At 62.2% G+C, this 26,394-nt stretch carries 23 protein-coding genes; 12 read left to right on the forward strand and 11 right to left on the reverse strand.

All coding sequences use genetic code 11. The features are described 5' to 3' along the window. Positions 1 to 285: 285 nt before the first annotated feature. The 10 genes from AP428_RS29385 to dapA all read right to left on the reverse strand — a co-directional run bounded on the left by AP428_RS29385 (position 286) and on the right by dapA (position 12,156). Positions 286 to 1,449 (reverse strand): MFS transporter, encoded by a 1,164-nt coding sequence (locus AP428_RS29385; protein ID WP_054928449.1) that lies wholly within the window; start codon positions 1,447 to 1,449, stop codon positions 286 to 288. Between the two features lie 141 nt (positions 1,450 to 1,590). Further along, positions 1,591 to 3,012: an APC family permease gene (locus AP428_RS29390; RefSeq protein WP_054928450.1), complete on the reverse strand. Its 1,422-nt coding sequence runs from the start codon at positions 3,010 to 3,012 to the stop codon at positions 1,591 to 1,593. A gap of 388 nt (positions 3,013 to 3,400) precedes the next feature. Then, a complete protein-coding gene (locus AP428_RS29395; protein WP_011545724.1) occupies positions 3,401 to 4,105 on the reverse strand; it encodes an SDR family NAD(P)-dependent oxidoreductase in 705 nt (234 codons plus the stop codon). Positions 4,106 to 4,116: 11 nt separating this feature from the next. Then, entirely contained in the window at positions 4,117 to 4,923 is an 807-nt protein-coding gene (locus tag AP428_RS29400; RefSeq protein WP_011694995.1) for a DeoR/GlpR family DNA-binding transcription regulator, read from the reverse strand. A 104-nt stretch (positions 4,924 to 5,027) separates the two neighbouring features. Beyond that, the gene (locus tag AP428_RS29405) at positions 5,028 to 6,215 is read right to left on the reverse strand and encodes an exo-alpha-sialidase (protein ID WP_011545726.1); all 1,188 of its coding nucleotides are present in this window, start codon (positions 6,213 to 6,215) and stop codon (positions 5,028 to 5,030) included. A gap of 23 nt (positions 6,216 to 6,238) precedes the next feature. Beyond that, positions 6,239 to 7,657: a sodium:solute symporter family protein gene (locus AP428_RS29410; RefSeq protein WP_054928451.1), complete on the reverse strand. Its 1,419-nt coding sequence runs from the start codon at positions 7,655 to 7,657 to the stop codon at positions 6,239 to 6,241. Positions 7,658 to 7,768: 111 nt separating this feature from the next. Further along, on the reverse strand, positions 7,769 to 8,794 hold the full coding sequence (gene pdxA, locus AP428_RS29415; protein ID WP_011545728.1) for a 4-hydroxythreonine-4-phosphate dehydrogenase PdxA: 1,026 nt from the start codon (positions 8,792 to 8,794) through the stop codon (positions 7,769 to 7,771). 11 nt (positions 8,795 to 8,805) lie between these two features. Next, a complete protein-coding gene (locus AP428_RS29420) occupies positions 8,806 to 10,083 on the reverse strand; it encodes a four-carbon acid sugar kinase family protein (RefSeq protein WP_011545729.1) in 1,278 nt (425 codons plus the stop codon). Further along, a complete protein-coding gene (locus AP428_RS29425; protein ID WP_011545730.1) occupies positions 10,080 to 11,246 on the reverse strand; it encodes an iron-containing alcohol dehydrogenase in 1,167 nt (388 codons plus the stop codon). The genes AP428_RS29420 and AP428_RS29425 overlap by 4 nt, the downstream gene beginning before the upstream one ends. Before the next feature lie 13 nt (positions 11,247 to 11,259). After that, positions 11,260 to 12,156: a 4-hydroxy-tetrahydrodipicolinate synthase gene (gene dapA / locus AP428_RS29430; RefSeq protein ID WP_011545731.1), complete on the reverse strand. Its 897-nt coding sequence runs from the start codon at positions 12,154 to 12,156 to the stop codon at positions 11,260 to 11,262. A gap of 606 nt (positions 12,157 to 12,762) precedes the next feature. Here dapA and rbsK point away from each other — a divergent pair. Genes rbsK through AP428_RS29445 form a run of 3 tightly spaced genes read left to right on the forward strand, consistent with a single transcriptional unit; the run spans position 12,763 to position 16,158 of the window. After that, positions 12,763 to 13,689 carry a ribokinase gene (gene rbsK, locus AP428_RS29435; RefSeq protein ID WP_041489677.1) on the forward strand — a complete coding sequence of 309 codons (927 nt, stop codon included), beginning with the start codon at positions 12,763 to 12,765 and terminating at the stop codon, positions 13,687 to 13,689. A 40-nt stretch (positions 13,690 to 13,729) separates the two neighbouring features. Further along, positions 13,730 to 15,103, forward strand: a complete 1,374-nt coding sequence (gene fucP / locus AP428_RS29440) for an L-fucose:H+ symporter permease (protein ID WP_011545734.1) — start codon at positions 13,730 to 13,732, stop codon at positions 15,101 to 15,103. Between the two features lie 2 nt (positions 15,104 to 15,105). Continuing rightward, entirely contained in the window at positions 15,106 to 16,158 is a 1,053-nt protein-coding gene (locus tag AP428_RS29445; RefSeq protein ID WP_011545735.1) for an aldose 1-epimerase family protein, read from the forward strand. Between the two features lie 58 nt (positions 16,159 to 16,216). Here AP428_RS29445 and deoR read toward each other — a convergent pair whose 3' ends face one another. Then, the gene (deoR, locus tag AP428_RS29450; protein WP_011545736.1) at positions 16,217 to 16,987 is read right to left on the reverse strand and encodes a DNA-binding transcriptional repressor DeoR; all 771 of its coding nucleotides are present in this window, start codon (positions 16,985 to 16,987) and stop codon (positions 16,217 to 16,219) included. Positions 16,988 to 17,133: 146 nt separating this feature from the next. On the opposite strand from deoR, the gene deoC reads away from it, so the two are divergent. The 9 genes from deoC to AP428_RS36190 all read left to right on the forward strand — a co-directional run bounded on the left by deoC (position 17,134) and on the right by AP428_RS36190 (position 26,308). Then, positions 17,134 to 17,814: a deoxyribose-phosphate aldolase gene (gene deoC / locus AP428_RS29455; RefSeq protein ID WP_011545737.1), complete on the forward strand. Its 681-nt coding sequence runs from the start codon at positions 17,134 to 17,136 to the stop codon at positions 17,812 to 17,814. 240 nt (positions 17,815 to 18,054) lie between these two features. Beyond that, positions 18,055 to 18,966: a phytanoyl-CoA dioxygenase family protein gene (locus tag AP428_RS29460; protein WP_011545738.1), complete on the forward strand. Its 912-nt coding sequence runs from the start codon at positions 18,055 to 18,057 to the stop codon at positions 18,964 to 18,966. 118 nt (positions 18,967 to 19,084) lie between these two features. Next, positions 19,085 to 19,711, forward strand: coding sequence for a DUF2071 domain-containing protein (locus tag AP428_RS29465; protein ID WP_227745879.1), 627 nt, complete (start codon positions 19,085 to 19,087; stop codon positions 19,709 to 19,711). Continuing rightward, a complete protein-coding gene (locus AP428_RS36165) occupies positions 19,639 to 20,445 on the forward strand; it encodes a TnsA endonuclease N-terminal domain-containing protein (RefSeq protein ID WP_082409445.1) in 807 nt (268 codons plus the stop codon). The genes AP428_RS29465 and AP428_RS36165 overlap by 73 nt, the downstream gene beginning before the upstream one ends. Next, entirely contained in the window at positions 20,438 to 22,609 is a 2,172-nt protein-coding gene (locus AP428_RS36170; RefSeq protein WP_082409446.1) for a DDE-type integrase/transposase/recombinase, read from the forward strand. The genes AP428_RS36165 and AP428_RS36170 overlap by 8 nt, the downstream gene beginning before the upstream one ends. Continuing rightward, entirely contained in the window at positions 22,606 to 24,027 is a 1,422-nt protein-coding gene (locus tag AP428_RS36175; RefSeq protein WP_082409448.1) for an ATP-binding protein, read from the forward strand. The genes AP428_RS36170 and AP428_RS36175 overlap by 4 nt, the downstream gene beginning before the upstream one ends. After that, the gene (locus tag AP428_RS36180) at positions 24,024 to 25,112 is read left to right on the forward strand and encodes a TnsD family Tn7-like transposition protein (protein WP_082409450.1); all 1,089 of its coding nucleotides are present in this window, start codon (positions 24,024 to 24,026) and stop codon (positions 25,110 to 25,112) included. Before AP428_RS36175 ends, AP428_RS36180 begins: the two co-directional genes overlap by 4 nt. A gap of 62 nt (positions 25,113 to 25,174) precedes the next feature. Beyond that, on the forward strand, positions 25,175 to 25,765 hold the full coding sequence (locus AP428_RS37815; protein ID WP_374105016.1) for a TnsD family Tn7-like transposition protein: 591 nt from the start codon (positions 25,175 to 25,177) through the stop codon (positions 25,763 to 25,765). 72 nt (positions 25,766 to 25,837) lie between these two features. After that, complete coding sequence (locus AP428_RS36190) at positions 25,838 to 26,308, forward strand: helix-turn-helix domain-containing protein (protein ID WP_082409453.1); 471 nt, start codon at positions 25,838 to 25,840, stop codon at positions 26,306 to 26,308. Positions 26,309 to 26,394 lie beyond the last annotated feature (86 nt).

Raw genomic sequence — 26,394 nt, forward strand, 5'->3', positions numbered from 1 at the left:
GGCCTGTTCACGCTAATAACGGGCTTGCGAACGTGCCTTTGCGCCCGCAGGGCAAGGAGTGAGGAGGCGCAATAGCCGTAGCTATTGCAACGACGAACGACGCCGCCATGCGGGCGCAAAGGCACGTTCCCCTGTTTGGAAAAATGCATTCGTCGGGCTGGTCCCCACAAGGGCCGATCGCCGCGTCATGCTCCTCGCGAATACGTCGAGTATTCGCTTCGTCGCAATCCTCGCGCTCGGCCCTTCTGGGGACCAGCGCAAGCCCGTTATTAGCGTGAACAGGCCCTAGCCGACGTCGCGGGATACGATGGTGTGCGCCGACAACGCTATCGGCAAAAGCATCGCGGCGATCGTCAGAAGCGAAGCCGAAAGCCCCGCCAGCTCCCCTATCGCGCCCAGAACGGCCGGCCCGGCAAGCATGCCGGCATAGCCCAGCGTCGCGACGACCGGCATTGCCAGCTCGACCCGCATCCGGCGTTGCCGCGAGACGTGCAAAAAGAACAGCGGGACGATGTTGGCCAGGCCGAAACCGACCGCTGCGAACAGCGCGATCAGGATCATCCAGTGCCGTGCGAAAACCAGCGCGACGAGGGCGGCCGCAGTTCCGACCGAACCGGCGACGAGAATCGATCGCGCACCCGACACACGGGCCAGGCGGTCGCCTGTCAACCGCGCGATTGTCATCGCCAGCGCGAAGGCGGCGTAGCCGTAGCCCGCACTGGACTGCGGGAACGCCTTTTCGGTCACCAGGAACACACCGCTCCAGTCGAGTACGGCCCCTTCCGCCAGAAAAGCGACAAAGCAGAGCATGCCGATCCAGACGATATACAACGTGGGGCGTGCGAATCGGTGCGTTTGCGCAGTACCCGTTCGCGCGATGAAATGCCGGCCGACGACACACCAAAGGGCAACCATGACCGCAAAGACGCACGCGATCGCCCCGACCGGTGAGATCTGAACGGACAACAACGTGCTGACGCCGGCAGAACCCGCGATGGTCCCGATACTGCACCATGCATGAAATCCCGACATGAGCGGCTCGTCGTGCATGCGCTGCACCACGGCAGCCTGCAGGTTCATCGCCGACTCCGTGGCGCCGATACCGAAACCGAACAGGAAGAGGCACACCGACAGGATGTCGGCGCGGTCGGTCGACGCAAGTCCAAACAGGCATGCGCACGTGATCGGGCCGGCCAGCAGGATGATCCGTCGACATCCCACGCGTGCGACCGCTGCGCTACCGATCGGCATCGCAACCAGGCTGCCGACGCCGAACCACAGCAGCGCAAGACCGAAGTCGCCATCGCTCAGGCCGATTCGGGATTTCGCAAGAGGCGCGAGCGGCGCCCACGCGGAAAGAATGAAACCGAACGAATAAAAGCCTGCCCGGGTCGAAAGGCGCGCCCAGACGCCACCGCGGGACTGACCATCGACTGCGAAAGTACTCATGAAATAGACGTGCCCTGTCACGCACCCACAACGAAAAATGACCCGACGAGCCCTTCATCGCGAAGGGCCGGCGTCGAGTCATCGCACATCAAGCCTGCAAGCGAAAATTCCTCGTGAGCAACGGAATCATCGATGTCGTTCTCAGATCTTCAGTGCCGCACTGCGTCCAAACACATGGCGCATCACAAAGTAATAGACGAGCCCGATCACGAGCCAGATGATGCCCATCTTCAACGTTGCGGCCCTCATCGCGACCATGAGTGCAACGATGACGAGAAATCCGATCGCCGGCAGAACCACGTGATTCCATGTGTCCTTCGACTGCTTCTTGATCCTGAAGTAACCGATGACGGAAAGGTTGACCAGGATGAATGCAGAGAATGCGCCGAAGTTCTGGAACAAGGCCAGGTCGTCGAGCCGATCCTGAAAGACCAATGCGATGATCAGCGAGATGGATGCAACGAAAATATTCGCCACATACGGTTGCTTCGATCTGCGCGACAGACGGGAAAACACCTTGGGAAGCTGCCGGTCGCGCCCCATCGCGAAGATGATGCGGGCGATTGCCATCTGGCAGACGATCGTGCACGGCACGCCGAATGCCAGTGCAGTGCTGATGGACGTCATCGCGAACAGCCAGTGGCCGCCCGCGTAACCCGATATGTCGTAAAAGGCGCTATCCGGCGACAGTACCTTCGCGCCAGACGCGAGGTCGGCAGCAATCCAGGTCTGCAGCACGAACAGGATCGCGATGATGACCAGCGATGCCATGCCGGCAAAGCTGGCCAGATGACGCTTCTCGCTCCTGACTTCTTCTCCGAGCGTCGTGATCGCGTCGAAGCCGAGAAAGTTCGTCGAACCGATGAGGATGCCGGTGCCGAGCCCCGCCCATGTGAAAGTATGGACATTGAAGAGCGAACCGAACGTGAGCCGGCCGTGCCCCATGCCGCTGTAAAGCGCAAAGAGACCGACTCCGACGAACGCGGCCAGAATGACCAGCATGATCACGAGGAACGCCTGGTTCACTTTCGCGGTCACCGAGATACCGACCAGATTCAGGATCGTTCCGAGGCCGACGAATCCGATCACCCAGACGGAACGGGGAATCTCGGGCACCAGGCTGTTCATCGCAACCGCGCTGACGACCGCGAGCAGTCCCGGCGCGATGATGTAGTCGAGAAACACCAGCCATCCGGCCAGAAAACCGGCCAGATCGCCGATGCCGTTTTGAGCATAGGTATAGGCTGACCCGGCTGCCGGAAATTCCTTGCTGTGTATCTGGTAACTCCGGGCCGTAAACATCATCGCGACGACACTCACGATGTATACCAGCGGCACCATACCGCCGCTGACATTGGAAATGATTCCGTAAAGTGCGAACGGCGCGATCGGAAGCATGTAAACCATGCCGTACACGATCAAATCGAGCACACTCAATTCGCGGCTCAATTTCAAGGACGATTCGCTTATTCCGGCAGTTTGTTCAGACGGATTCGCACCGGCGAACCCTGCTGACGAAATAGCGGCCTGACTTCCAGATCCGCGCGAAATATGAGTATCCATTCCAGACGTCCTTCCACTTCGTTGCTCGAGGCATGATCGGAATCCAGCCTCCGACAGTCGCCCTGAGCCGACCATGAGACTGAACATTGACTTATACGTATAAGTCAAATGCTCGACGCTTCAAATTGTGCTGTCAACGGGCTGTGGGAGAGCGTTTACCCGGAGTGGATGGTTATTTTCGGTTCGAGCGGTAAACTCCGGCCGATCGGCGACACCGTATGCGTCGCGACGCGCGAAAGTATGCGTCTCGTTGAGAAGGATTCGACGCGCACTTGCGTCAGGCTGCGTCACATTTCACAGCCTCGAATATTCGCGATTTATCTTCATATTTGAACCGTCGACTCTATGCGCGACACGGCGACTCAAAGTCCGCACCTGGCACGCCGCGCTAAAGCGACGCCCCGCCGCACATGACGATCTGCTGCCCGGTGATCGCACCCGCATTCGCGCTCAGCAGAAAAGCGGTCAGCGCGGCGACTTCATCGGGCGTGATGAATCGCCCGATCGGCGGCAGCCTGGGCGGCGTGGCCGCACGCGCCGGATCGCGCAGGAACGGCGTGTCCGTCGCACCGGGCGCGACGACATTGACCGTGATGCCGTGCGGCGCGAGTTCCGCGGCCCACGATCGTGCGAGCCCGACCAGCGCGCATTTGGTCGCCGCATACTGGCTGCGCGTGGCCGCGCCGTTCGCGGTGCGGCTGCCCAGCAGCACGATGCGGCCGCCGGGAGGCATCCGCGGCACCAGCCGATCGGCGAGAAAGGTCGCGGATTCGACATGCAGGCGCCACATTGCCGCGCCGTCGTCGTGCGACAGTTGGCCGAGCGGCGCGGTGCGCATGAAGCCGGCCGCATGCACGAGCGCGTCGACCACGCCGAGCGCGTCGCATACGGGCGCGAGCGCCGCAAAGTCGGTCACGTCGACCGGCACGATCTTCAATGAATCGTGCGCCGTTTCGACGTGCGACCGGCACAGTCCGGTGACGCGCCAGCCGTTGGCGAGCAGGCGCTCGACGATCGCGCGGCCGATTCCCGACGACGCACCGGTGACGACGGCATGACGTGAATCCAGACCCGGCTGCTCCCGTTGCGCCACGATGTCTCCCGTTACGTTTGAACTTGCAGCGGCCCGCCGGATGCGGCCGTTGCTTTCGTGCTGACCGCCTGAACGGTGACCCTCGCCTGCGCATGAAACGGTTCGAGCTGCTCGTGCAGCGCGCCGTCATCCGTCACGAGCGTCCAGTCGCGTTCGAGCGGCGTCCAGTGCTGTTGGCTCGCGCGCCCGAGCTTGTCCGCGGTCACCAGCACGAACACCTCGGCTGCCTGCCGCATCACGCATTCCTTCAGATACGACTGCTCGCTGCTCGCCTCGCACAATCCCAGCTCGGCCACCACGCCATCGGCGCCGAGGAATGCCTTGTCGACGCTCAGCCGGCTCAGCGCGATTTGCGCGAGCGGCCCGAGCGTGCTCATGCTGGACGACCGCACATCGCCGCCGATCACCGTCACGTGCACGCCCGACGACACGAGCGGGCTCACGACCAGCAGGTTGTTGGTGACCACGTGAACGTCCGTCCGGCCCGCGAGAAGACGCGCGAGCGCCGCCGTCGTGGTGCCGCCGTCGAGAAACACGGTGTCGCCGTCCTCGACGAACGAACTCGCCGCGTGCGCGATTGCTTCCTTCTGTTCCTGCGAGCTGATGCGCCGCTCCTCGAGCGACGGCTCGGGCTCGTGGCCGCCGACCGCGGCGGCGCCGCCGTACGTGCGCAGAATGCGGCGGTCGCTCGCCAGCGCACGCAGGTCGCGACGCACCGTCGCCTCGGACATCCCGAAGTGCTCGCACAGCGTCGCGACGTCCGTCATGCCCCCGAGCACGGCCTGCAGCATCGCCTCCCGGCGCCTGGTCACTTTCATGTGCGTGAATTCCTGGTCTGATCGATTCGGCGCACCATGGCGCGCCTCTGGACCGACAAGTTTATCGAATTGCCGCAGTGACCGGCCAGTTGCCGCGGGGAGCGTCATCGGCCGCGAACCCATGTTTCGTCGACGCGCACGTACTTGATCTTCTGGCGGAACCAGGTGAACGCGATGTGCAACGCGCCGTCCCGCGACTGCACGATCGACGGATACGAGTATTCGCGGTTGCGCTGGTCGGCCGAGTTGTTCGTCATGCAATACCCGTCGCCGATTTCGAGGTTGCGGCGGCGCGGCCACGTCCGGCCGCCGTCCTCCGAGATGGCGAGCGACATCGGCGCGCGCGGCGCGCCCCAGAACGCGGTGCCGCGCACGGACGCCTGCTGGTCGCGCAGCTCGCCGCTGTCCTCCGAGTCGTCGATGTCGTCGTACAGCGAAGCACGGCGCTCCTTGCCGTGCGACGCGTCGCTTTCGTTGAACACGAGCGCGAGATGACCGTTCTGCAGCACCGTGAACTGGATCGACGAGTTGTTGTTCGGCAAGTCGGTGCGCTCGGGCGCGCTCCAGGTACGGCCGTCGGTCGAGCGGCTCGCGTGGACGAAGTCCGCCCAGCGGCTGCGGTAGAGGGCCAGCAGCGACCCATCGTGCAGCACGTGAACGTTCATGTGCACGCACCCGACGCTGTCCGGCACTTCGTGCGGCGTCCACGTCCGACCCTGGTCGTCGGACACCATCACCGCGCTGACGTCGTCGTTGCCGACCCAGCGCTCGCCGGGCTCCGTGCGGCACAGGAAGATCGGGCAGATCCACGTGCCGTCGTCGAGCGCGACGATCGGCTGGCGCACGAACGTCCCCGGCCGGTCGAACAGCGTGTCGACGGGGCCCCACGTGAGGCCGCCGTCCGTCGACACGCGGCGACGCACGATCGCGGTGTTCTGATGCCCGGACAACTGCGCGGTGTAGATCAGCCACAGGCGGCCGTCGGGCGCGGTGAACAGCACCGGGTTCTGTTCGGAGCGGGTCGGGTCGTCCGACAGCTTGCGCGGCGCGGACCATTCGTCGGTCCCGGCCGCAAGACGCGACAGGTAGATCGACACGTCGGGAATGCCCTCCTGCGTGCCGCCGAACCACACGCACAGCAGGTCGCCGTTGTCGAGGCAGTGCAGGTTGGCCGCGTGGTTCTGCACGCAGGCGGCGGGCAGAAACGCCTCTTGCCGTTCCGCGTCGGCATAGGCCGTGCGAACGCAATGATCGGACGCGGCGCTGGCCGCTTCAACGAGGTTCGTGCTCATGAAATCTCTCTGGGTGGGCGACGTCAGTGCGATTCGCGATGCGTGAGCGGCTTGTCGCGAAGGTTCGCGCCATCGCCATGAAACAGCAGCTTGCCGATCACCAGCACGATGGCCGGCGTCACGAGTGCGACGTACATGTTGTCGATGCCGAACGGGTTGCCGAGCAGGTACCAGAACGTCGTGGCGAGCGTCGCGACGACGAGGGCCGACACGGCACCGCGCTTGCCGCTGAAGAACGGCAGATAGATGCCGATCAGCGCGACGACCGACACGGACAGCCGCAGCGCGCGACTGAAGAACGACAGCGCGAGGATCTGCGGGACGAACAGCACGAAGATCAGCGGCAGGAAGCCGACGATCAGCGAGATCCAGCGCGTCATTCTCAGTTCGACGTCGGGCGTCGGATTGAAACGCGGCACATAGAAGTCCTTCACGATCAGCGACGCGATCGCCAGTGCGACGGTGCATACGCTGACGAAGATCGATGCCACGAGCGACGTCGCGACGATGCCGGCCAGGATTGGATTCATGTGCTGCAGGAAGACGGGCAGCGCGTACAGGCTCTTGACGCCGGGATACAGGTACTTGGCCGCCACGCCGATGAAGCCGAGCGCGAGCGCGATCGGCACGCACAGGAACGCGGCGATCAGCGACGATGCACGCGCCCCCTCGGGGCTGCGGGTGGCCGAGATCGCCTGGATGATGAACTGCGTCGAGAAGATCGCCCCGGCCGTGCCGATGATCCATGCGCCGATCGTGCCGCCCGACAGCGCACCGGACCACGTGAAGTAGTGCGCGGGCAGGCTCCGTGCCATCGGCGCGATACCGCCCGACAGCTTCCACGCGACGCCGACCAGAATGGCGATGCCGAGCAGCTTCACGGCGCTGTGCACGACCGTCAGGTATGCGACGCTCTTGAGGCCGCCCCACACGAAATAGATCGTGCTGACGATCGCGGTGATGACGGCGGCCGTCGGCAGGTTGATGCGCATGACCGTCGAGATCGCCGCCGCGCCGCTCACGTAGTTGCCGACGTTCACGACAAACAGCGCATAGATCATGATCGCGGAAACGGCGAGCTTCGCACCGTGCCCGTATCGCTGCGCGATGAATCCGGAGATCGTGAATTCACCGGATGCGTACAGGCGCCGGGCCATGAACAGGCCGAAGAGCAGGAAACCGATGGCGGCCGCGAGCACCGACCACGACGCGGCGATGCCGGCCGAGAACGCCTCCTGCGACGTGCCGACGGTCGATTTCGCGCCGATGAATTCCGACATCAGCAGGATCGCGACCACCAGCGCCGGCATCGAACGCCCGGCCACCATGAACTGTTCGGAATTGCGGCTGCGCAGCCGGATACTAACCACGCTCGTCACCACGATGTAGGCAACCACCATCCCGATGATGGTGGCGGTATCCCAATAACTGAAGGTGGCCATCGCTTGTCTCCACGTTACCTTCGGTTGATGTGCGTTCGATGCGTCGAGCGATCCGGCCTGTGCCTGCCGGTATCGCTCGACGGTGCTGCGTGTCGTTGCGTACGGGGCCGCTTACGCGGCGCTGGCCACGGGCGACGATTCGTTGCGCCGCGTCGCGAGATCCACGGCCTGGCGGAACGCTTCGAGCAGGCTGCGTTCGTCGGCGATGCCCTTGCCCGCGATGTCGAACGCGGTGCCATGGTCGACGGACGTGCGGATCACGGGCAGGCCGACCGTCACGTTGACGCCGGCTTCGAGGCCCATCACCTTTACCGGCCCGTGTCCCTGGTCGTGATACATCGCGACGACCACGTCGAAATCGCCGCGGCCCGCGCGGAAAAACAGCGTATCGGCCGGCAGCGGGCCTTCCACGTCCCAGCCGCGCGCCTGCAGGACTTCGACCGCCGGCACGATCTTCTCTTCCTCTTCGCCGTAGCCGAACAGCCCGTTCTCGCCGGCATGCGGGTTGATCCCGCAGACGCCGATGCGCGGATTCGCGATGCCGGCGCGCACCAGCGTGTCGTGCCCGCGTTCGATCGTGCGTTGCACGAGGCCCGGCTCGATCTTGCGGATCGCGTCGAGCAGGCCGATGTGCGTCGTCACGTGGATCACCCGGAGATTGGGTGCGACCAGCATCATCGACACCTCGTCGATGCCGGTCAGATGAGCGAGCATTTCCGTGTGGCCGGGAAAAATGTGGCCGCCGGCATGCAGCGCTTCCTTGTTCAGCGGCGCGGTGCAGATCGCGTCGAGCTCGCCTTTCGACGTCAGTTCGACGGTGCGCGCGATGTATTGGTACGCGGCGTCTCCCGCGATCGCCGACAGCTTTCCATAAGGCAGGTCGGCCGGAATCAGCGCGAGGTCGATGCAATCGACGACGCCCACGCGGAACGCGCCTTCGGACGGACGGCCGATCGCGCTCACCTCGAGATCGACACCGGCTCTGCGGCCTGCATCGCGCAGGCGCGCGGCGTCGCCGACGACCACGGGGCGGCACTCCTCGTACACGGATGCATGCGCGAGGCTCTTCATGATGATTTCCGGTCCGACGCCGGCCGCGTCGCCCATGGTGATGCCGATGATGGGACGGTTGTCCATGGCAATTCCCTTCACTGATTGGGTTGGGCCGTGTCGGCCGGCTCGCCTGTGTTCGCAAGCCGGCGCCAGGCGTGATAAATCGATTCGGGCTGGCCGAAACCGCCGGCCTTGGTCACGACGGGCAGTGCGTTGCCGTGCAGCCGGCATTCGAGCAGCGGCATGCCGTCCTCGATTTCGTCGACGACACGCAGCGCGCTCGCGCCGGCCGCGGTGAGCAGCGCGCGTGCCGTTTCGCCGCCGGTCGCGATGATTGCGCCGGCGTGGCGCACGGCTGGCGCGAGCAGCGCGGCGAGGCGCGTGGAGAACAGCAGCCCGTCATTGACGTCGCCGCGCCGTGCCTGGCTCAACGAGACGACGACATGCCGGCCGCCACGCAGCGCGTCGCTTGCCACGGTCGTGACGTCGCTTCGCGTGTCGTCCAGCGCGCAGACGCTGACTTCGAGCGCAACGAGATGGGTGCCCGCGTTCGCCTTGAGGCAGTCCAGCTGCGCATGCGAAATGCTCGACATGCTGCCTACGACCGTCAGCACGGGGCCTTTCGAATGCGGGCCGCCGGCCGTCGGCCCGCTCGCGCCATGCGGTGGCCCCAGCGCTTCGATGACGCCGGGGGCCAGGCCGGCCGAGCCGACCCAGAACACGCCGTCGAGCGCCGCGGATGCACGCGCGATGCGTTGCAGGTCGTCGTCGGATTCCGCGTCGCACACGACGGCTTGCACGCGGTCGGATTGCAGCTCGCGCAGATGCGCGGTGAGCGCGTTTGCGTTGTCGCGCACCGTACCGATTGCCGTGTAGGCGACACGCAGGTCTTCGGCGGACAGCAATGCAACGAGATCTGCCGTGCCCGGGATGTGTTCGTTGCGCCAGTATTCGCTCGCTTCCACGGGCACGCCGCGCACCCATTGGCGGCCGTCGATGGTCGTGCGTCCCGAGGCCGGGTAGGCCGGGCACACGATCGCCATTCCGGCGCGCGACGTCAGCGCGGCGACTTCCGCCGCGAAGTTGCCGCGCAGCGTCGAGTCCACCTTCTTGTAGAGGCGCGTGCCGGCATTCGACAACGACGCGACCGCATCGACGGTGCGTCGCGCGGCCACGTCCTTCGGCAAGCGGCGCGAATCCACGTCGATCGACAGAATGTCGACCCCATGTGGCGCCGCCGCCGCGTGCGCGGCATCGAGCACGACCATGGCCGTCAGGCCGTGACGCAACCCGGCAACCGCGCAGTCGGCCGCGCCCGACAGGTCGTCGGCGACGATCAGCAGCCGTGCTGCGTGCGGGGCGAGCGCGTTCACGGCAGCAGGCGCCGGTAGATGGACTTCATGTCGTCGAGCGTGAGCGCCTTCGGGTTGTTGCCGAGCAGGCGCTTGACCTTCGATGCGGCAACCGCGAGCGCGTCGAGATGTGCTTCGGACACGCCGAACTTGCGCAGATCCTGGGGTATGTCGACGGCTGCGGTCCACGCCTCCATCTTGTCGATCAGCTTGCGGGCCGCGTCGGCGTCCGTGTCGGCTTTCGACGCGAGATCGAGTGCGCGCGCCACGTTCGCCAGCCGGTCTTCGATCGCATCGAGGTTGAACGCCATCACGTGCGGCAGCAGCATCGCGTTCGCGACGCCGTGCGTGACGTTGAACATTCCGCCGAGCGGGTACGCGAGCGCATGTACCGCAGCGGTACCGGCGGCGGTGAGCGCGAGACCGCCATACATCGACCCGAGCATCATCGCCTCGCGCGCCTTCAGTGACTGGCCGTTTTCATACGCGTCGACGATGTTCGCGCCGATCAGGCGCATCGACTCCATCGCGTACATGTCGCTGATCGGGTTCGCCTTCGTCGAAATGTACGATTCGAGTGCGTGCACGAACGCATCCATGCCGGTCGCGGCGGTGATCGGCTTCGGCAGGCCGAGCGTCAGTTCGGGGTCCAGAATGACGATCTGCGGCAGCAGGTGACGGCTGACGATACCGACCTTCAACGATTCGTCCGGCAGCGTCACGATTGCGTTCGGCGTGACCTCGGAGCCGGTGCCGGCCGTCGTCGGCACCAGGATCATCGGCACGCCGGGGTGCTTGATCAGGTCGATGCCGAGCCAGTTCCGCAGCGGCTCGTCGTTGGTGAGCCGGACCGCGAACAGTTTCGCCGCGTCGAGCACGCTGCCGCCGCCGATCGAAAGGATCGCCTGCGGCGCAAACGGCGCGATCTGCTCGTTGAACACCGTCTCGACGTTGCCGATGGTCGGCTCCGGCTCGACGCCGCGAATGATGCGCACGTCGACGTCCTTCGCGTCGAGCGATTCGATCACGCGATCGACGATGCCGAGCGCTTCCATCGACGGTTGCGTGATCAGCGCGATGCGCTTGACCGGCGTATCGAGCAGCGCGAGCTTGTCGGGAAGCGTGGCGAGGCTGCCTGCACCGTGGACGATGTGCCTGACTGTCTGGAAATGGTAAGTCGTCATGCTGAGACCTGTTTCAGTGGCCGCGCGCGGCGTCGCGGTAGACGGAGAGCGCTTGCGCGAGGCGCTCGCGGGCCTGGGCATCGAGCGGCTGCGCGGGCGAGCGCGCAGGGCCGGCCGGCATCCCGAGCATCTGCGCGGCGGTTTTCAGCACGACGGGCATCGTGCCGAGTGCGAATGCGTCGCGCAGCGCGCGCAGCGACTCCTGCGCGGTGCGTGCGCCGGCGATATCGCCGGCGTGGAACTTGTTCCAGATCGACATCACGACATGCGGGACGGCGTTGGTCGTCGCGGCGACCGCGCCGTCGCCACCGGCGATCAGCGTCCAGAGGATCATCGAGTCGGTGCCGGTGAAGACCGCGAAATCGTCGCGCCGCAGGTCGATCAGTTGCAGCAACCGGTCGAAGTCGCCGCCGCTATCCTTGATGCCGCGGATGTTCGGAATCTCCGCGAGGCGGCGCACCGTATCGACGGTCAGCGTGATGCCCGCTTTCGCGGGAATCGTGTAAAGCATGACCGGCAGCGGCGTCGCGTCGGCGATCTGCTTGTAGTGCGCGTAGAGTTCCGGCTGCGTGGCGCCGTTGAAATACGGCGTGATCACGGACACGGCATCGACGCCGGCATCGGCCATCTTCCGGTTCAGGTCGATCACGTCGCGCGTCGCATACGCACCGGTTCCCGCGATGACCGGCACGCGCGAACGTGCCTGACTGACCGCGATCCGCGCGATGCGCAGCTTCTCTTCTTCATTCAGCGCGATGAATTCACCGTTGGTGCCGAGCACGAACAGGCCGTGCACGCCGGCCTCGATGAGCCGCTCGACCAGCGCGCGCAGGCCGTCTTCATCGACGTTCTCGTTCGCCGTCATCGGCGTGATCAGCGCGGGAACGATTCCCTTGAACGCAATTGACATGCAGGCTCCATCGCGGAAAGGACGGCGGACGGGATCGCCGTCTGCAGGGTTGTCTTGTGTCGATAGCGGCGCGGAAGGCGCGTTTGCGGTCGCGACCACGCCGCCACGTACGCCAGCCAGGGCAGCTCGTATGAGGAAACGCGGTGTCCGGGGTGTTCTCCGCACACATGATCGCTTCAATCAAAATAACTGCTCGATGTGTGCATTTTAGCCTGTTTCATGACGATAACAGTCAATGAAAACCCTTATATGATCGAATCGATCATTTTTTTGTTCGCGGAGCAATCGGGAATGCGCGGAAGGCTCAGTTTCGCCGACGTGTGCCGCGGTCGCGGAAATCGAGTGGGAGCAATAGCGGAACAATCCGAAATTCGCATGAAGCAATAGCCAAACTGGATCGACGGTGAAGGCGCCGGCCGCAGGCAGTTCACGGAGAGGCGCGAAACCCGGCTTAGCCGCTTCCCCATCCTCAGACCATCCACCAGAAAGTGACCCTTCTAACACAACAGGATTGCATTTTCACATTCAATGTGATTTTATTATCACCTGTCGCAACCCGCCGCCGACCGCGTGCGTGCGGCGCCCCATACCAAGGAAGAGACGCAGATGGAGACAATCGCCGTCATCGGCAGCAACATGGTCGACCTCGTGACCTATGTCGCGCGCATGCCCGCCCGGGGCGAGACGCTGGAGGCCCCGAACTTCGAGCTCGGCTGCGGCGGCAAGGGCGCGAACCAGGCCGTCGCGGCCGCGCGCCTCGGCGCGCGCGTCGTGATGGTCACGAAGGTCGGCGACGACGTGTTCGCCGACAACACGATCCGCAACTTCGAACGCGAAGGCATCGACACCACGCACGTGCGCAAGGTCGCCGGCGTGCCGAGCGGCGTCGCGCCGATCTTCGTCGAGCCCGATTCGAGCAACAGCATCCTGATCGTCAAGGGCGCGAACCGCCACCTGCAGCCGGCCGACATCGACGCGGCCGCGCCGATGCTCGCCGAATGCGCGCTGATCGTGCTGCAGCTCGAGATCGAACTCGACACCGTCTATCACGCGATCGAATTCGGCGCACGGCACGGCATTCCGGTGCTGCTGAATCCCGCGCCGGCGGTCGCCGACCTCGATTTCGAACGCATCCGTTCCGTCGAATTCTTCGTGCCGAACGAAACCGAGCTCGCGATCGTGTCGGGCCTGCCGGTCGATTCGCGCGAGAGCGCGACCCGCGCCGCCGAAGCGCTGGTCGCACGCGGGCTCAAGCACGTGCTCGTCACGCTCGGCAGCAACGGTTCGCTGCTGGTGTCGCGCGACGGCGTGCATCACGTGCCGGGCGTCCCGGTCGACGCGCGCGACACGACGGGCGCCGGCGACGCGTACATCGGCTGCTTCGCGCGCTGCTATGCCGCGTCGCGCGACGCGGTCGATGCGATGCGCTACGCGTCCGCGTACGCCGCGCATTCGGTCACGGGCCTCGGCACGCAGAAATCGTACGCCGACGCCGCGACGTTCGAACGCTTCCTCCGCGACGCCGGCTTCTGACCGGCGCCTTCATCGACGAGACATTGGGAAGGAGACACCCATGAGCCGAACCCGGATCGAACACGCCCCCGACGGCTATTACCTGAATCGCACGCCCCTCTTCGCGTTCACGCTGCTGTGCTGCCTGTTCGCGCTGTGGGGCACCGCCGCGAACCTGAACGACGTGCTGATCGCGCAGTTCAAGAAATCGTTCTTCCTGTCCGATTTCGAATCGGCGTTCGTGCAGTCCGCGTTCTATCTCGGCTACTTCTTCCTCGCGATTCCGGCCGCGACCGTCGTGAAGAAGTTCAGCTACAAGACGACGATCCTCGTCGGCCTGCTGCTCTACACGACCGGCTGCCTGCTGTTCTTCCCGGCCGCGTCGATGGCGAAGTACGGGATGTTCCTCGTCGCGCTGTTCGTGATCGCCGCGGGCCTGTCGTTCCTCGAAACGGCGTCGAACTCGTATTCGACGCTGATGGGCCCGCGCGACACCAGCACGCGGCGGCTGAACATCTCGCAGACGTTCTATCCGTTCGGCGCGATGGCCGGCGTCTACATGGGCAGCTTCCTGATCTTCAAGGAAGGCGACGCGTCGCATGCACAGCTCGCGGCGATGTCGGCCGCCGACGCGCACACGCACCAGCTCGCGATGATCCAGGCCACGCTTGAGCCGTACAAGTGGCTGATCGTCGTGCTCGTCGCCGTGTTCATCGTGTTCGCGCTTACGCCCTATCCGGCGTGCAAGGGCAATGCGGCGAGTACGGTCATGCACCGGATCGACGCGCGCGGCACGCTCGCGCGCCTGTTCGGCAACCGGCGCTTCGTCGCGGGCGTGATCGCGCAATTCCTGTATGTCGGCGCGCAGGTCGGCGTGTGGAGTTTCACGATCCGGCTCGCGATGCAGATCGGCGGCCTCACCGAACGCGGCGCGTCGCGCTACCTGCTCGCGACCTTCTTCGCGTTCTTCGTCGGCAAGCTGATCGCGACGCTCGTGATGAAGCGCGTCGGCCCGGCCAAGGTGCTGATCGTCTACGGCATCCTGTGCATCGCACTGCTCGCGTACACGATCAGCGTGCACAACATCACCGCCGTGTATGCGGCCGTGTGCGTGAGCATCTTCCTCGGCCCGTGCTGGCCGACGATCTACGGGCTGACGATCGACGGCCTCGGCAAGGACACCGAATACGGCGGCTCGATCCTCGTGATGAGCATCGTCGGCGGCGCGGTCGTGCCGCTGATCCAGGGGCTGATCTCCGATCACACCGGCGGCAACATGCAGCTCGCGTTCGTCGTGCCGCTGCTGTGCTTCGTCGTGATCGTGTACTACGGCTTCTACTGCCTGCGTCACCTGCCGGCGGCGACGCCCGACGCGGCGGCCGACGGCCATGCGTCCACGCGCTACGCCGCGACGCGCAACACGTCGGGAGCCTGACCATGCGCGGCGAGATCGAACTGCGGCGCGACGACTTCCGCGAAGCGCCGCGCACGCTGTACCGCACCGACGGCCTCACCGTCACCGCGTTCGCCTATCCGTCCGGCGTCGAGGCGCTGAAGCTCGAGAACCGCCGCGGCCATCTCGTCGTGCTGCCGTATCTCGGCCAGATGATCTGGGCCGCCGAATTCGACGGCCGCGACCTGACGATGAAGCACATGTTCCGGCAGCCGAAGCGCGCGACGTCGATCATCGATACGTACGGTTGCTTCATGTTCCACAGCGGGCTGCTGCGCAACGGCTGCCCGGGGCCGGACGACACGCACGCGCTGCACGGCGAGATGCCGTGCGCGCCGATGGACCGCGCGAGCCTCGTCGTCGGCACGGATGCGCGCGGCGCGACGGTCGAAGTGACCGGCGAATACGAATACGTGCAGGGCTTCGGCAGCCACTACGTCGCGCGTCCGTCGGTGCGGCTGGCGGAGCACGATGCGCGGATGACGATCGCGATGGAGGTGACGAACCTCGGCGGCACGCCGATGGACCTGATGTACATGGCCCACCTGAACTACGCGTACGTGCCGGGCGGCCGCTTCGTGCAGTCGCTGCCGGCCGGCGGCATGCGGCTGCGCGACAGCGTGCCCGCCCACGTGAAGCCGACCGCCGCGTGGCGCGACTACACGGCCACGCTCGCGCGCGAACCGGCGCGGCTCGCGACGCTCGATGCGCCCGCGCTGTACGACCCGGAGATCGTGTTCTTCATGAACGACGTGGAAACGGATGCCGACGGCATCGCGCATTTCCGGCTCGCGCATCCGGACGGCGGCGCGTTCCACACCGCGTACCGCCCCGCGCAATTTCCGCATGCGACGCGCTGGGTCCTGCACAACGCGGATCATCAGGTCGCCGCGTTCGCGCTGCCGTCGACCTGCGAGCCGGAGGGTTACGAAGCCGAACGCCGCAAGGGCCACGTCGCGGCACTGGCGCCGCGCGCATCGCGCCGCTTCGACGTGGTCACCGGCTACCTGAGCGCGGCGGAAGCCCGCGATGCGTGATGTGATGAAAAGCGCGACGAAAAGTGCGACGCAGCGCGCGCCGCACGCCCGCGCCGCATCAGGTCACGAGCGCGATCCCGTGCTCGCGGATCGTCGTTTCGTAGCGGCGGCTCAGTTGCCCGTCGGAGATCACGTAGTTGAAATCGGTCAGTTCGGCGAAATAGGCCGCGCGCACCTCGTCGAATTTCGTGTGGTCGACCAGCAGAAAGCGGTTCTGCGCGCGCGCCATCACCTTCTTCTTCGCATCGACTTCGTGGAAATTGAAGCACGTGACGCCGCAGCGTTCGCTCACGCCGGCCGCCGAGATGAACGCCTTCGACACGCGCACCGAATCGAGGATGCCCGTTTCGGCGACCGATTCGAACACCATGTTCTGGCGGTGATACGCGCCGCCGCACAGGATCACGTTGCAATGCGGCTTTTGCTGCAGCTTCGCGAACACGTTCAGCGAATTGCAGACCGCCGTGAATTCGAGGTCGTCGGGGATGAAATCGACGATGAACGGCGTGGTCGACCCGCAGTCGACGAAGATCGTGTCGCCGGTCGTCACGAACTGCGCGGCCAGCTTGCCGATGCGGCGCTTTTCCTCGGTCTGCCGGTTGTTCTCGGCGCTGATCAGGTATTCGCCGATGTCGCTGCGCTGCGCGGCGAAATGGCGCGTCACGTAGCCGCCGATCAGGCTGAGGCCGTGCGGATTGTCCGCGAGATCGCGGCGGATCGTCATTTCGGATACGCCGAACAACTCGGCGACTTCCCTCAGATGAATCGCGTTCTGCCCTTGCAGCACGTTCATCAATGTCTTGATCCGTTCGCCCTTCTTTGTTTCCATGCCTGTATCCTGCGTGCCCGCCGCGTGAGTCGCTCGTCGTGCCGGGCGCGCGGGCCCGGCCGGAATGTCGTATTTGTAACAAACCGATGTGAAAACATCAACTTTCCGTGTGCCCTTTCCGCACACGATCCGTGGAGTCCTGACACATGCCGCTTTCCAACGCCCAACTCGCCCAAACCATCGATCACACGCTGCTCGCGCCCGACGCGAGCGACGCGCAGATCCGCGAACTCTGCCGCCAGGCGGCCGAGCATCGCTTTTACTCGGTCTGCGTGAATTCGGCGAACGTGCCGCTCGCCGCGCGCGAGCTGGCCGAAACCGGCGTGCTCGTCTGCGCCGTGGTCGGCTTTCCGCTCGGCGCGGGGCTGTCCGCCGCGAAGGCATTCGAAGCCACCGCCGCGATCGCGGCGGGCGCGGGCGAGATCGACATGGTGATCAACCTCGGTGCGCTGAAAAGCGGCCGCGCCGACGACGTGAAGGCCGACATCGACGCCGTACATCGCGCTTGCGGCACGGTGCCGCTCAAGGTGATCCTCGAAACGGGGTTGCTGACCGACGACGAGAAGGTGCGCGTGTGCGAGATGTGCCGCGATCTCGGCGTCGCGTTCGTGAAGACGTCGACCGGCTTCGGCCATGGCGGCGCGACGCTCGCCGATGTCGCGCTGATGCGCCGGACGGTCGGGCCGACGCTCGGCGTGAAGGCGTCGGGCGGCGTGCGCGACCGCGCGGCCGCGCTCGCGATGCTCGAAGCCGGCGCGACGCGGCTCGGCACGAGCTCGGGGGTGGCGATCGTGACCGATCAGGGCGGCGGCGCGGCGGGGTACTGACGCGCGAACGGCCGGCCTTCGCACGCATGCCTCGCGCGTCAAGACCGGCCGTCGACATGGCTCGCACGCATCGCACCGTGCGGCGTCGCCCGGCGGATGCGAAAAAATCGTACCGGTTGCCGCGCTCGGCAGCCAACGTAAGGTATCGAACAGAAGCGCCGCGCGCGAAAATACGAAAATCGAAAAAACAGCGGCCATCCGCAGCGCTTCGCGATCCGTGAACTCATCGTCAAGGCTCCAATGCAAGCCAATCTTCGATCCCGGTTCCATCACGACGGCTTTGCGGTTATCGACCGGCTGATCGACCCATCGGAGATCGAAGACTTGCGCGAAATCGGCCATCGTCTGCTCGGCAGCCGCACGGGCTACGCCGAGGGCCTGATGTTCGATTTCTATCCCGAGACGAACGGGCGCGATGCCGGGCCTCAACTGCTCCAGCTCCACTGGGCCTCCTATTTCGAGCGTCGGCTATCGGCACTCCGTATCCGTCGCACCGCGTTCGAGATCGCCCAGGCGCTGCTCGGCCCGGAGGTTCGTTTTGCCGGCGACAGCTTTTTCCTGAAGCAGCCGCGTACGGGCACCGTGACGCCCTGGCACCAGGACGACGCGTTTACCGACGCGCGCATCGAGCATCGCGAAGTCAACTTCTGGATTCCGCTGCAAGCCGTCTCGGTCGACAACGGATGCATGCAGTTCATCCCCGGATCTCATCTGTACGACGTCCTTCCGCATGGTCCGCTCGGGGGTGACGTGACCGCACATGGGCTCGAGTGTGTGGGCGGATTCGATCCGGCGCACGCCGTGGCATGTCCGTTGATGCCGGGAGACTGCACCGTGCATGCGGGGCGCACGCTGCATGCCGCAGGGGCCAACCTCTCGGATCAGCCGCGGTACGCGTATGCGCTCAATTTCCGGTTGCCACGACGGCGCTCGAGCGTGGCGACGAACTTCCCCTGGCACAACACCTGGCGGCCCTCGCGCATCGAGCGCGCCCGGGCGTCCCGAAGCCTGCGGGGGTACTGGCCGTACCTTCGACGCGAACTGTACACGTTCGATTTCCGCAATCCGTTCGAGTGGCGACTCGCAGGCGGCAAGATCGCGCGTTGGCTGAACGTGCCGCGGCGGCAGCTGCGCGAACCCGGGCCGGAATGAATCGTGGCGAGATCCGCCGCACGAGCGGCACCATGCGGCGGCGCCCGGCAAATGCACGCGGTTCGGCCAAAGACCTCGCCTCTTCCGCGCACGCTGCAACCCCGGCACAATGCCGGCCATGCGCTACGACAACGCCTTCGTCTACCCGTCCACCGGCCTCGCCGGCCGGATCGCCAACCGGATCGTCGCGAGCGGCCCGCTGCTGCGCGCACGCCGCGCGGTGCTGTCGCGGCTGCCGTTCCTGCAGCTCGCGAGCGACGTCGAACAGGTCGTGTATTGCACGTGGATCGTCGATGTCGCGGCCGTCGCGCACCTCGTGCCGCGCGGCGTCACGCTCGCGAGCCGCGGCGGCCGCACGCCGTTCACGACGCTCACCTACCGGCACCGGCACTTCGGCCCGCGTCTCGCCGGCCCGCTGCGGCGCGTGTTTCCGTCGCCGCTGCAGAGCAACTGGCGGCTCTACGTCGACACGCTGCCGCACGGCGCGCCGGCCGGGCGCACCGTCCTGTTCGTGAAGAACGTGTTCGACCATCCGCTTTATGCACTCGGCAGCCGGCTGTTCAGCGACGCGCTGCCGTCGCATCTCGCGCGGCCCTTCACGCACGCGGCACGCGATGGCCTTTGGGTGACAAATATTGTGGAAATTTCCGCCAAAAGAACTAGCCTTCACTCATGGATTGGAATGCTAGTCCGGCGGTTTATCCGCCACATCTGCGTTCTCGCGTGCGCCGCGGTTTCGGGATAGGCATAGGTCCAGATTATCGATCGTGGTGCCAGATCAAAGGATCCGCCGGAAAAGGAACCTCAGCCTACGTCCGTGGAATAAAAATCGACCGAATCTACCAGCTACTCAGCGAGAAGGAAACAACCTATTTTTATTTGCTTGAACGGAGCCGGTCCATCATCGACATCCGGGAACACTGGCCCATCCTGGATCTCGATCGCACCTTGCAGTTGTCTCGACAATGTGGCATTCATCATCCCTTCCGCAACGGCGCCCCCGAACCGTTCACACTGGATTTCCTCGTTACAGAGCTGACCGACAAGGGGCTTACGTATCGAGCAGCGAACCTGTCTCCTACGGTTGCTAACTTGCATGATAGAAGCGGTCAGCTACTGCATGTCCAGTATTTGTGGTGTATAGAGAATGGTGTGCCCTGGTTTCGCGTTGACACCAGCCAATTTGATCGCAAAGTCCTCCAAAACTTGCGCTATATCCGGTCGTGGTTTCTCCATCAATACCGCAGTGACGACGAGTTGGCAGAGTCATACGCCGAAACCTTCCTCGCATGCTACGAACGCAATGTCCCTCTACAAAGTCTCCTAGTTGCATCACGTCAACGTTTGCATCTCACTGACACGGCGGCGCTCGATACATTTCTCTATTGTGCGTGGTCGCAGCGTATTCCGGTTTCTCTGACGCACCGTCTTGCACTTAGCGCACCTGTCGTCCTAGACGACGGCTACAACCATGGTTGACTTCGTCGCCATTCCCTCTGCCACACCGGCCCCGGGCCTTGTTTTGCGCTTATCAGGAAGCGAGCCGACTTATCTGCGCATTACACATCGATTTAATACTTGCGTCTACGCGATGTGGGTTAGCGAAGCGAAGCTTGCTCACGACGCAAGGCGTCCGCAGCGGCTCTTGCTTCACGAACTTGCCGAACTTGCCAATGCAACAGGTAGCGAATGGGGCCGCATTGTACTTCCAGACGCATTTAAAAATATTCCCGACCCGAAATCCGATCCAGATATACGTCTTCAAGCTATCTGGAAACTTGTCGAACCACTATTGGCGCAATTCTCCATCGAACAAAATCTGACCAGAGGCATGTTCACTCGATTGATCCGCGATCACGCAAAAGTTAAGCTCGTCAGTCCTGTCTCGCTCCGACGTTGGGTATTGCGCTACTACTATTTCGGCGGATCGCGCCTTGCACTGCTCGATTTACCGTCCGGGCCGCACGGAATCGTGTCAACGACCGATCTCCACGCTGACGACCTGACTACACCAGCTCCTCGCCGGCGAGGCCCCAAGTCAGCCTTATCTAATGAATTAGGTGAATGTGATTTCGTCGTACAGATAGAAGACATCAACGACATGCGCGATGCCATGCGGCGTCTCCGCGGCAAAGCGACACAGACCGGCGCACACGAATCCTATCTGGGTAAAGAATTCAGAGAGCGTCACCCCGAACGCTACGCAGCTTACACTCGTGGCGAGCAGCAAATTCCCGTGACTTTGCGTCAGTTCCGTTACTACATCCGCGGGCCTGAGACATCAATATCCAACTCCCCAAGGCACCCATCTCTGCCAGGCGTCTATACGGCGGCCCTATATGCCTCTAGCGCAGGTGAGATTACAGAAATAGACAGCGCCACTGGGCGCCTTTTCCTCAGACAGAAAGGGCAACCCGAGATATGCCTTGGTCAGCCTACGATCTATCTTGCAATAGACCGCTGGAGCCGCTATGTCCTATCTGTTTATATGTCGCTTGCCCCACCGTCTTACGAAGAGCTTCGCTACACGCTACTGATTGCTTTTACATCACGAACCAAGCGATTCACGGCACTCGACATCGATATCGACGATATACGCTGGCCGCCAGGGATCCTCAGCGCGTGTATATGCGTAGACAGGGGTTGCGAATTCTTATCCGAATCCGCTCAACAATCGATCGTAGACGACTTGCGCATTGAGCTGAGTGTTCTTCCACCCGGTTGTCCCGACGGCAAGGCCATCGTTGAACGCCTGATAGGTGTATTAAAGAAGCGCATGGCGAGCGAAGGGATGCGTGGGGCTTACGCCGATAGGCCTCGGGACAGGACATCACGCAAAGTCGCTGACACTGCTCGAAGTGCCTCGATTTACTCGCTCGCCGACGCCTATCGGGAAGTGATCGAGATCGTCCAGGACCATAACAATCGCTCCCATAGTGCCCTCGAACGCTACGAAATCTTAGCGGAAGCCGGTGTAGCGCCTACACCGCAGGCTGCATATTTATGGGGATTGAAGCATCAGACCGGCCGCCATTCGCCACCCTATTTGGACGACGATTACTATCAAATGCTCCTTAGCAAAGACATGGCAACACTATCCAATCGTGCCCTAGTCTACCGTAACCGAGTATATCGGCCGGTAGACTCACTTGCGTGGGACCTCACCAAGAAATCAACGGCCCGAGCGAAAAGACTGTCCGTCCGCGTTGACAAGACCGAGCCGTCCCGCATCTTTGTACCAAACAAGCGCCATGCGTGGGCCACGTTCGAAATGACTTTAGGCGCACTACAGGAGCTGCACGGCGTCACTTTGGAAGAAGAAGACGCTCGAACGCATATCAAATTGCAACTGAAAGCTAGCGCGGAACACGATGCTCAACGTCAACGCATAATTAGACATACCGATAATTACAAACACGGAACGAAGTCAATTTCACCACAGATCGAAGATGCACGCACCCAGCAAATAACGCGCGCCGACGAAACCGAACGTCTTAAAAAACAACTCAGTGGCAGATCCGACCAACACAAAGAGCCAGAGCGTTCGTCGTGCGCTCAATCAATCAATGATTGGCAAAAAGTCGAACTTGACGAACGCAGAAAAAAGGTCGATCTCATTCGCATGAAGAGGAATCAAAAATGAGAACTGCAACCATTGTTCCTGCGTGCTACCATCCAACTGATGTCCGTCGATTCGACGGCAATCCATTCATCGAAGCACTGCCACCGCTTCCAGCAACTCGCGACACATTCCTCATACAACTATCCAACTATCCGGATAAACCAACTGACGCTTTGCGCCGCAAATCCGAAATTGTTCGGATGATGGAGGTCAACGCACTTACCGAAATCGTCTATCCCTTTCCAGATTACGAAAAACCCGCAATCGCGCTGGCGTCAATGTTACGCGAGACATATATCGCACGCAATCCACTCAACGCGATAGATATGCAGCGGCGCCACGCGCTTGCTACAAGCGAAAAAGATGGTCTTCCTTTTCCACCAGACTGGCGATCATCCGCAAAAGGGCACTGCATTATAGCGGTCAGTGGAATGGGAAAAACGACTTTTGCGGATGCGTTTCTATTGCGCTATCCACAGGTCATCACTCACACATCGTATCACGGTCGCCGGCTCACATGCCAACAGATCACTTACGTTATGCTGCGTGTTCCCCATGACGCCACGCTCAAGAGCCTCTGTCTTCAATTTTTCTCGGAAATCGATCGACTACTTGGAACTGAATATTTTCGCTCAGCTAATTCTGTACGGAATATCAGCCCGATGGTCGAATTAATGAACCGAGTCGCAACCTCAGTCTCGCTCGGACTCATCGTCATCGACGAGGTACAGCACATTCGATCCGCATCCGGTAAAAATTCAGAATTGATGTTAAACCTCTTCAGCGAAATTCTTGAGCGCATCGGAATCAGCCTATTTTTGATGGCTACACCAGCACTCGACACATCTTTATTAACGAACGTTCACAATACACGGAAGTCCGTCTCTGATGGCTTCTCCAAGTTATCTCCAATGAGCAAAAACAGTCCGGAATGGATTGATTTTACCGACACCTATTGGGATCACACATATGTCAAAAAAAAGACACTGCTCACCAAGAACATTCGTCAAGCGTGGTATGACGCGTCAGCTGGCAACACCGCATTTGCGGTTCTTTCGTTCCTGCTCACGCAGCGCAACGCAATCGGCGGCGTCGAAGTCGTAGATGAAGCGGGATTCAACCGCACACTCAACACCGACATGGCGATTCTTGGTCCCGCTATCCAAGCACTCCGCAGTCGCAAACATGCAAAAATGGCCGAATTTGATGATTTGCTGTTCGGCAGCGAGTACGAATTTCTGATGAAACAACTCCAGGTGGATTTCCCTGCCCCGCCCATCTCACGGGAAGAATTTGACGATATTTCTAATCAGGAGCGATCGACCAAACCACCTCGCCAAACGCGTCCACGCCTAGCTCGCAAGACCGCGTCTGCTCCAATGCCACCGACCGAGGATCCGCTGAAACGCGCTGGCAAGGGCCGCAGGCAGTCGTCATGATTCCGCTCAGTTTCGTGCCGGCTCTACTACCAGATGAACTACTCTACTCGTGGTTGGCGCGGACACTCGCACTCAACGCGATGAATTATTGGTCAACCATCAATATGAGCCGCCTCTTTGGCAACCGGCAAGTCTTACCCGGCATCGACCTTCCAACACATCTAGTCGATCTCGACCGGAATCTCGGCTCCAGTATGCCGTGTCGGAGCTTGCAAGCAACGCTCGACGTCGCCACGATGTATCCATATTACCGTCCGTTTCTTGCCCCCGAACGAGAACCAGCTATTCGCGAGATCATGTATTCTGGCGACGGTCGGATATTAAAAGTTAAGCTCGGTATCGTTTCTTCCGGCCTAAGTGCGCTACCTCCGCTCCGGTTTTGCCCCACTTGCGTCACGGCAGACATCGATCATTACGGATGCACATACTGGCACCGGTTGCATCAACTTCCGGGCGTGTGCATATGCCCGATTCACCTCACGCCTCTCGTCGATTATTTCATCCGACAAACGTCAGTAAATAGGCATGCATTCGTACTTCCGCCTTCATTTAGCCAGCCGATGATCGAAACCCAACCTCGCCCCCCGGTGGTGCATTTCGTTACACTGTCACGGGCACTTCTTGAAGCAAATCTGGAGGCTATTGACACCACCACACGAACCGAAGCCTACCACTCCGCACTTGTCAGCGCGGGCTTCCGGAAAGGCGTGCGAACGAATTACGCCGACCTATCATCTGCACTCAATACGTACTACGAGACATTCAATGACTTACCCTTCCCGGACAAACTGCGACGAACTACCAGAGGTGCGCTATCCTGGTTGCATCAATTGCTAGAATACCCCAAGTACTCCGTACACCCACTCTATCACCTATTATTGATTGGTTACCTTTTTGGTGATATTGCACGCTTCCAGCATGCGCTCGGGAAATTCCGCATAATGGTCTTGAGGGAAAGGACCCACCACTTTCATCGACAAGATATTGCCAAAGACCAATTTCAGAACCTGAAATTGACCAATGGCGTGAGAAGCAAATATTTCTCCATCACAAACGGCACGGACATATGGGGCACGAGGGTATAACAAACATCCACCAAGAATTCGTTGATCGCTTGGCCGGCGTCCCTATAGCGAACACCAGCTTTATGCCGCACCACGAAGCTGTAAGTACGTTGCGCATAGCCACACGTGCAAGTCTACGCAAAATGCATCGAGGATTGTGGACCCTCTCGGCACAGACTCATCTGGGCGCCGGCGTATGCGTCATAGGCTCCCACTGCAAGCAAACACATCGCTGGCTGCGCGAACATGATCGCTTATGGTTACAGGACATGTGTCGAGATCTAAAAGTTTTCCATGGTACTGCGTCACGTGTGGACTGGGTGCAGCGTGATCACGAACTTTGTGCACGACTGGATGACCTTCTGCCTACTCTACCGGCTATATACGCAACACAGCGAATGGCCGCGACTCGATTGATGCGCCAACTTGGAAAAGCGAATGTGATGTCGAAAAAATATTTGAGCCATTTACCCAGGCTGCAAGCAAGGCTGAAACTTCTCGCCGAATCACCTACAGACTATCAGATCCGGAAAATCGAAACATGCGCTCATGCTATGCAAGCTCGCCACGTTCCCGTCACGCTAGGTAGACTTCGACATTGCGCCGCTATACGCGGCTGGTCCTCCAACGTTTTGACATACCACAAGCATTATGTGATGGCGAGACCAACGTGACACGCACCCCAAAGCGCACAATCTCCTTCGACAATTGACTAGCGTCTAGCCCGTCAAGAAGGCGAACAAGCAATGAAGAAATACAAGCATCTGAGCGCCGAAGAGCGCGCGGCGATCATGATCGAGAAAGCTCGGAACACGCGCCTCAGGGCGATTGCAAGACTGCTCGGTCGCAGCGTGGCGACCATCACGCGGGAGCTGGCGCGCAATTGCACGGAGTCGCCATGCTGCTATGACGCCACGAGTGCGGCCAGGGCATACAGGAGGCGCCGCGAGCGCAGCCGGCGTCAGTCGAAGCTGGCGGCAGGAAGTGCGCTGTACTGGCAGGTGCATCACGATCCGATTTATCGACGCTGGTCGCCGCAGCAAATTATTGCCAGACTTCGCGAGATGCATCCAGACCATCCCGAGCAGCGCGTCAGTCACGAAACGATCTACGCGGCGATTTATAGCCGACGTCGACCACTTACTCCTCACCACCGCGCAGACGTCCCCTTCGCAACTCGTTCTCGACACACGTCACTGCGGCCCCTTCTCTTATGAACGCGGCGACATGCTTTACGGTTCCCAAAAATGTCAGCCACAAGGATCCGACCAGCTAGTTGATCTTTGGACATTGACTCAGCAAC

This window comes from Burkholderia sp. E168m22 (assembly GCF_001319805.1).
In the GTDB taxonomy this organism is placed as follows: domain Bacteria; phylum Pseudomonadota; class Gammaproteobacteria; order Burkholderiales; family Burkholderiaceae; genus Burkholderia; species Burkholderia orbicola.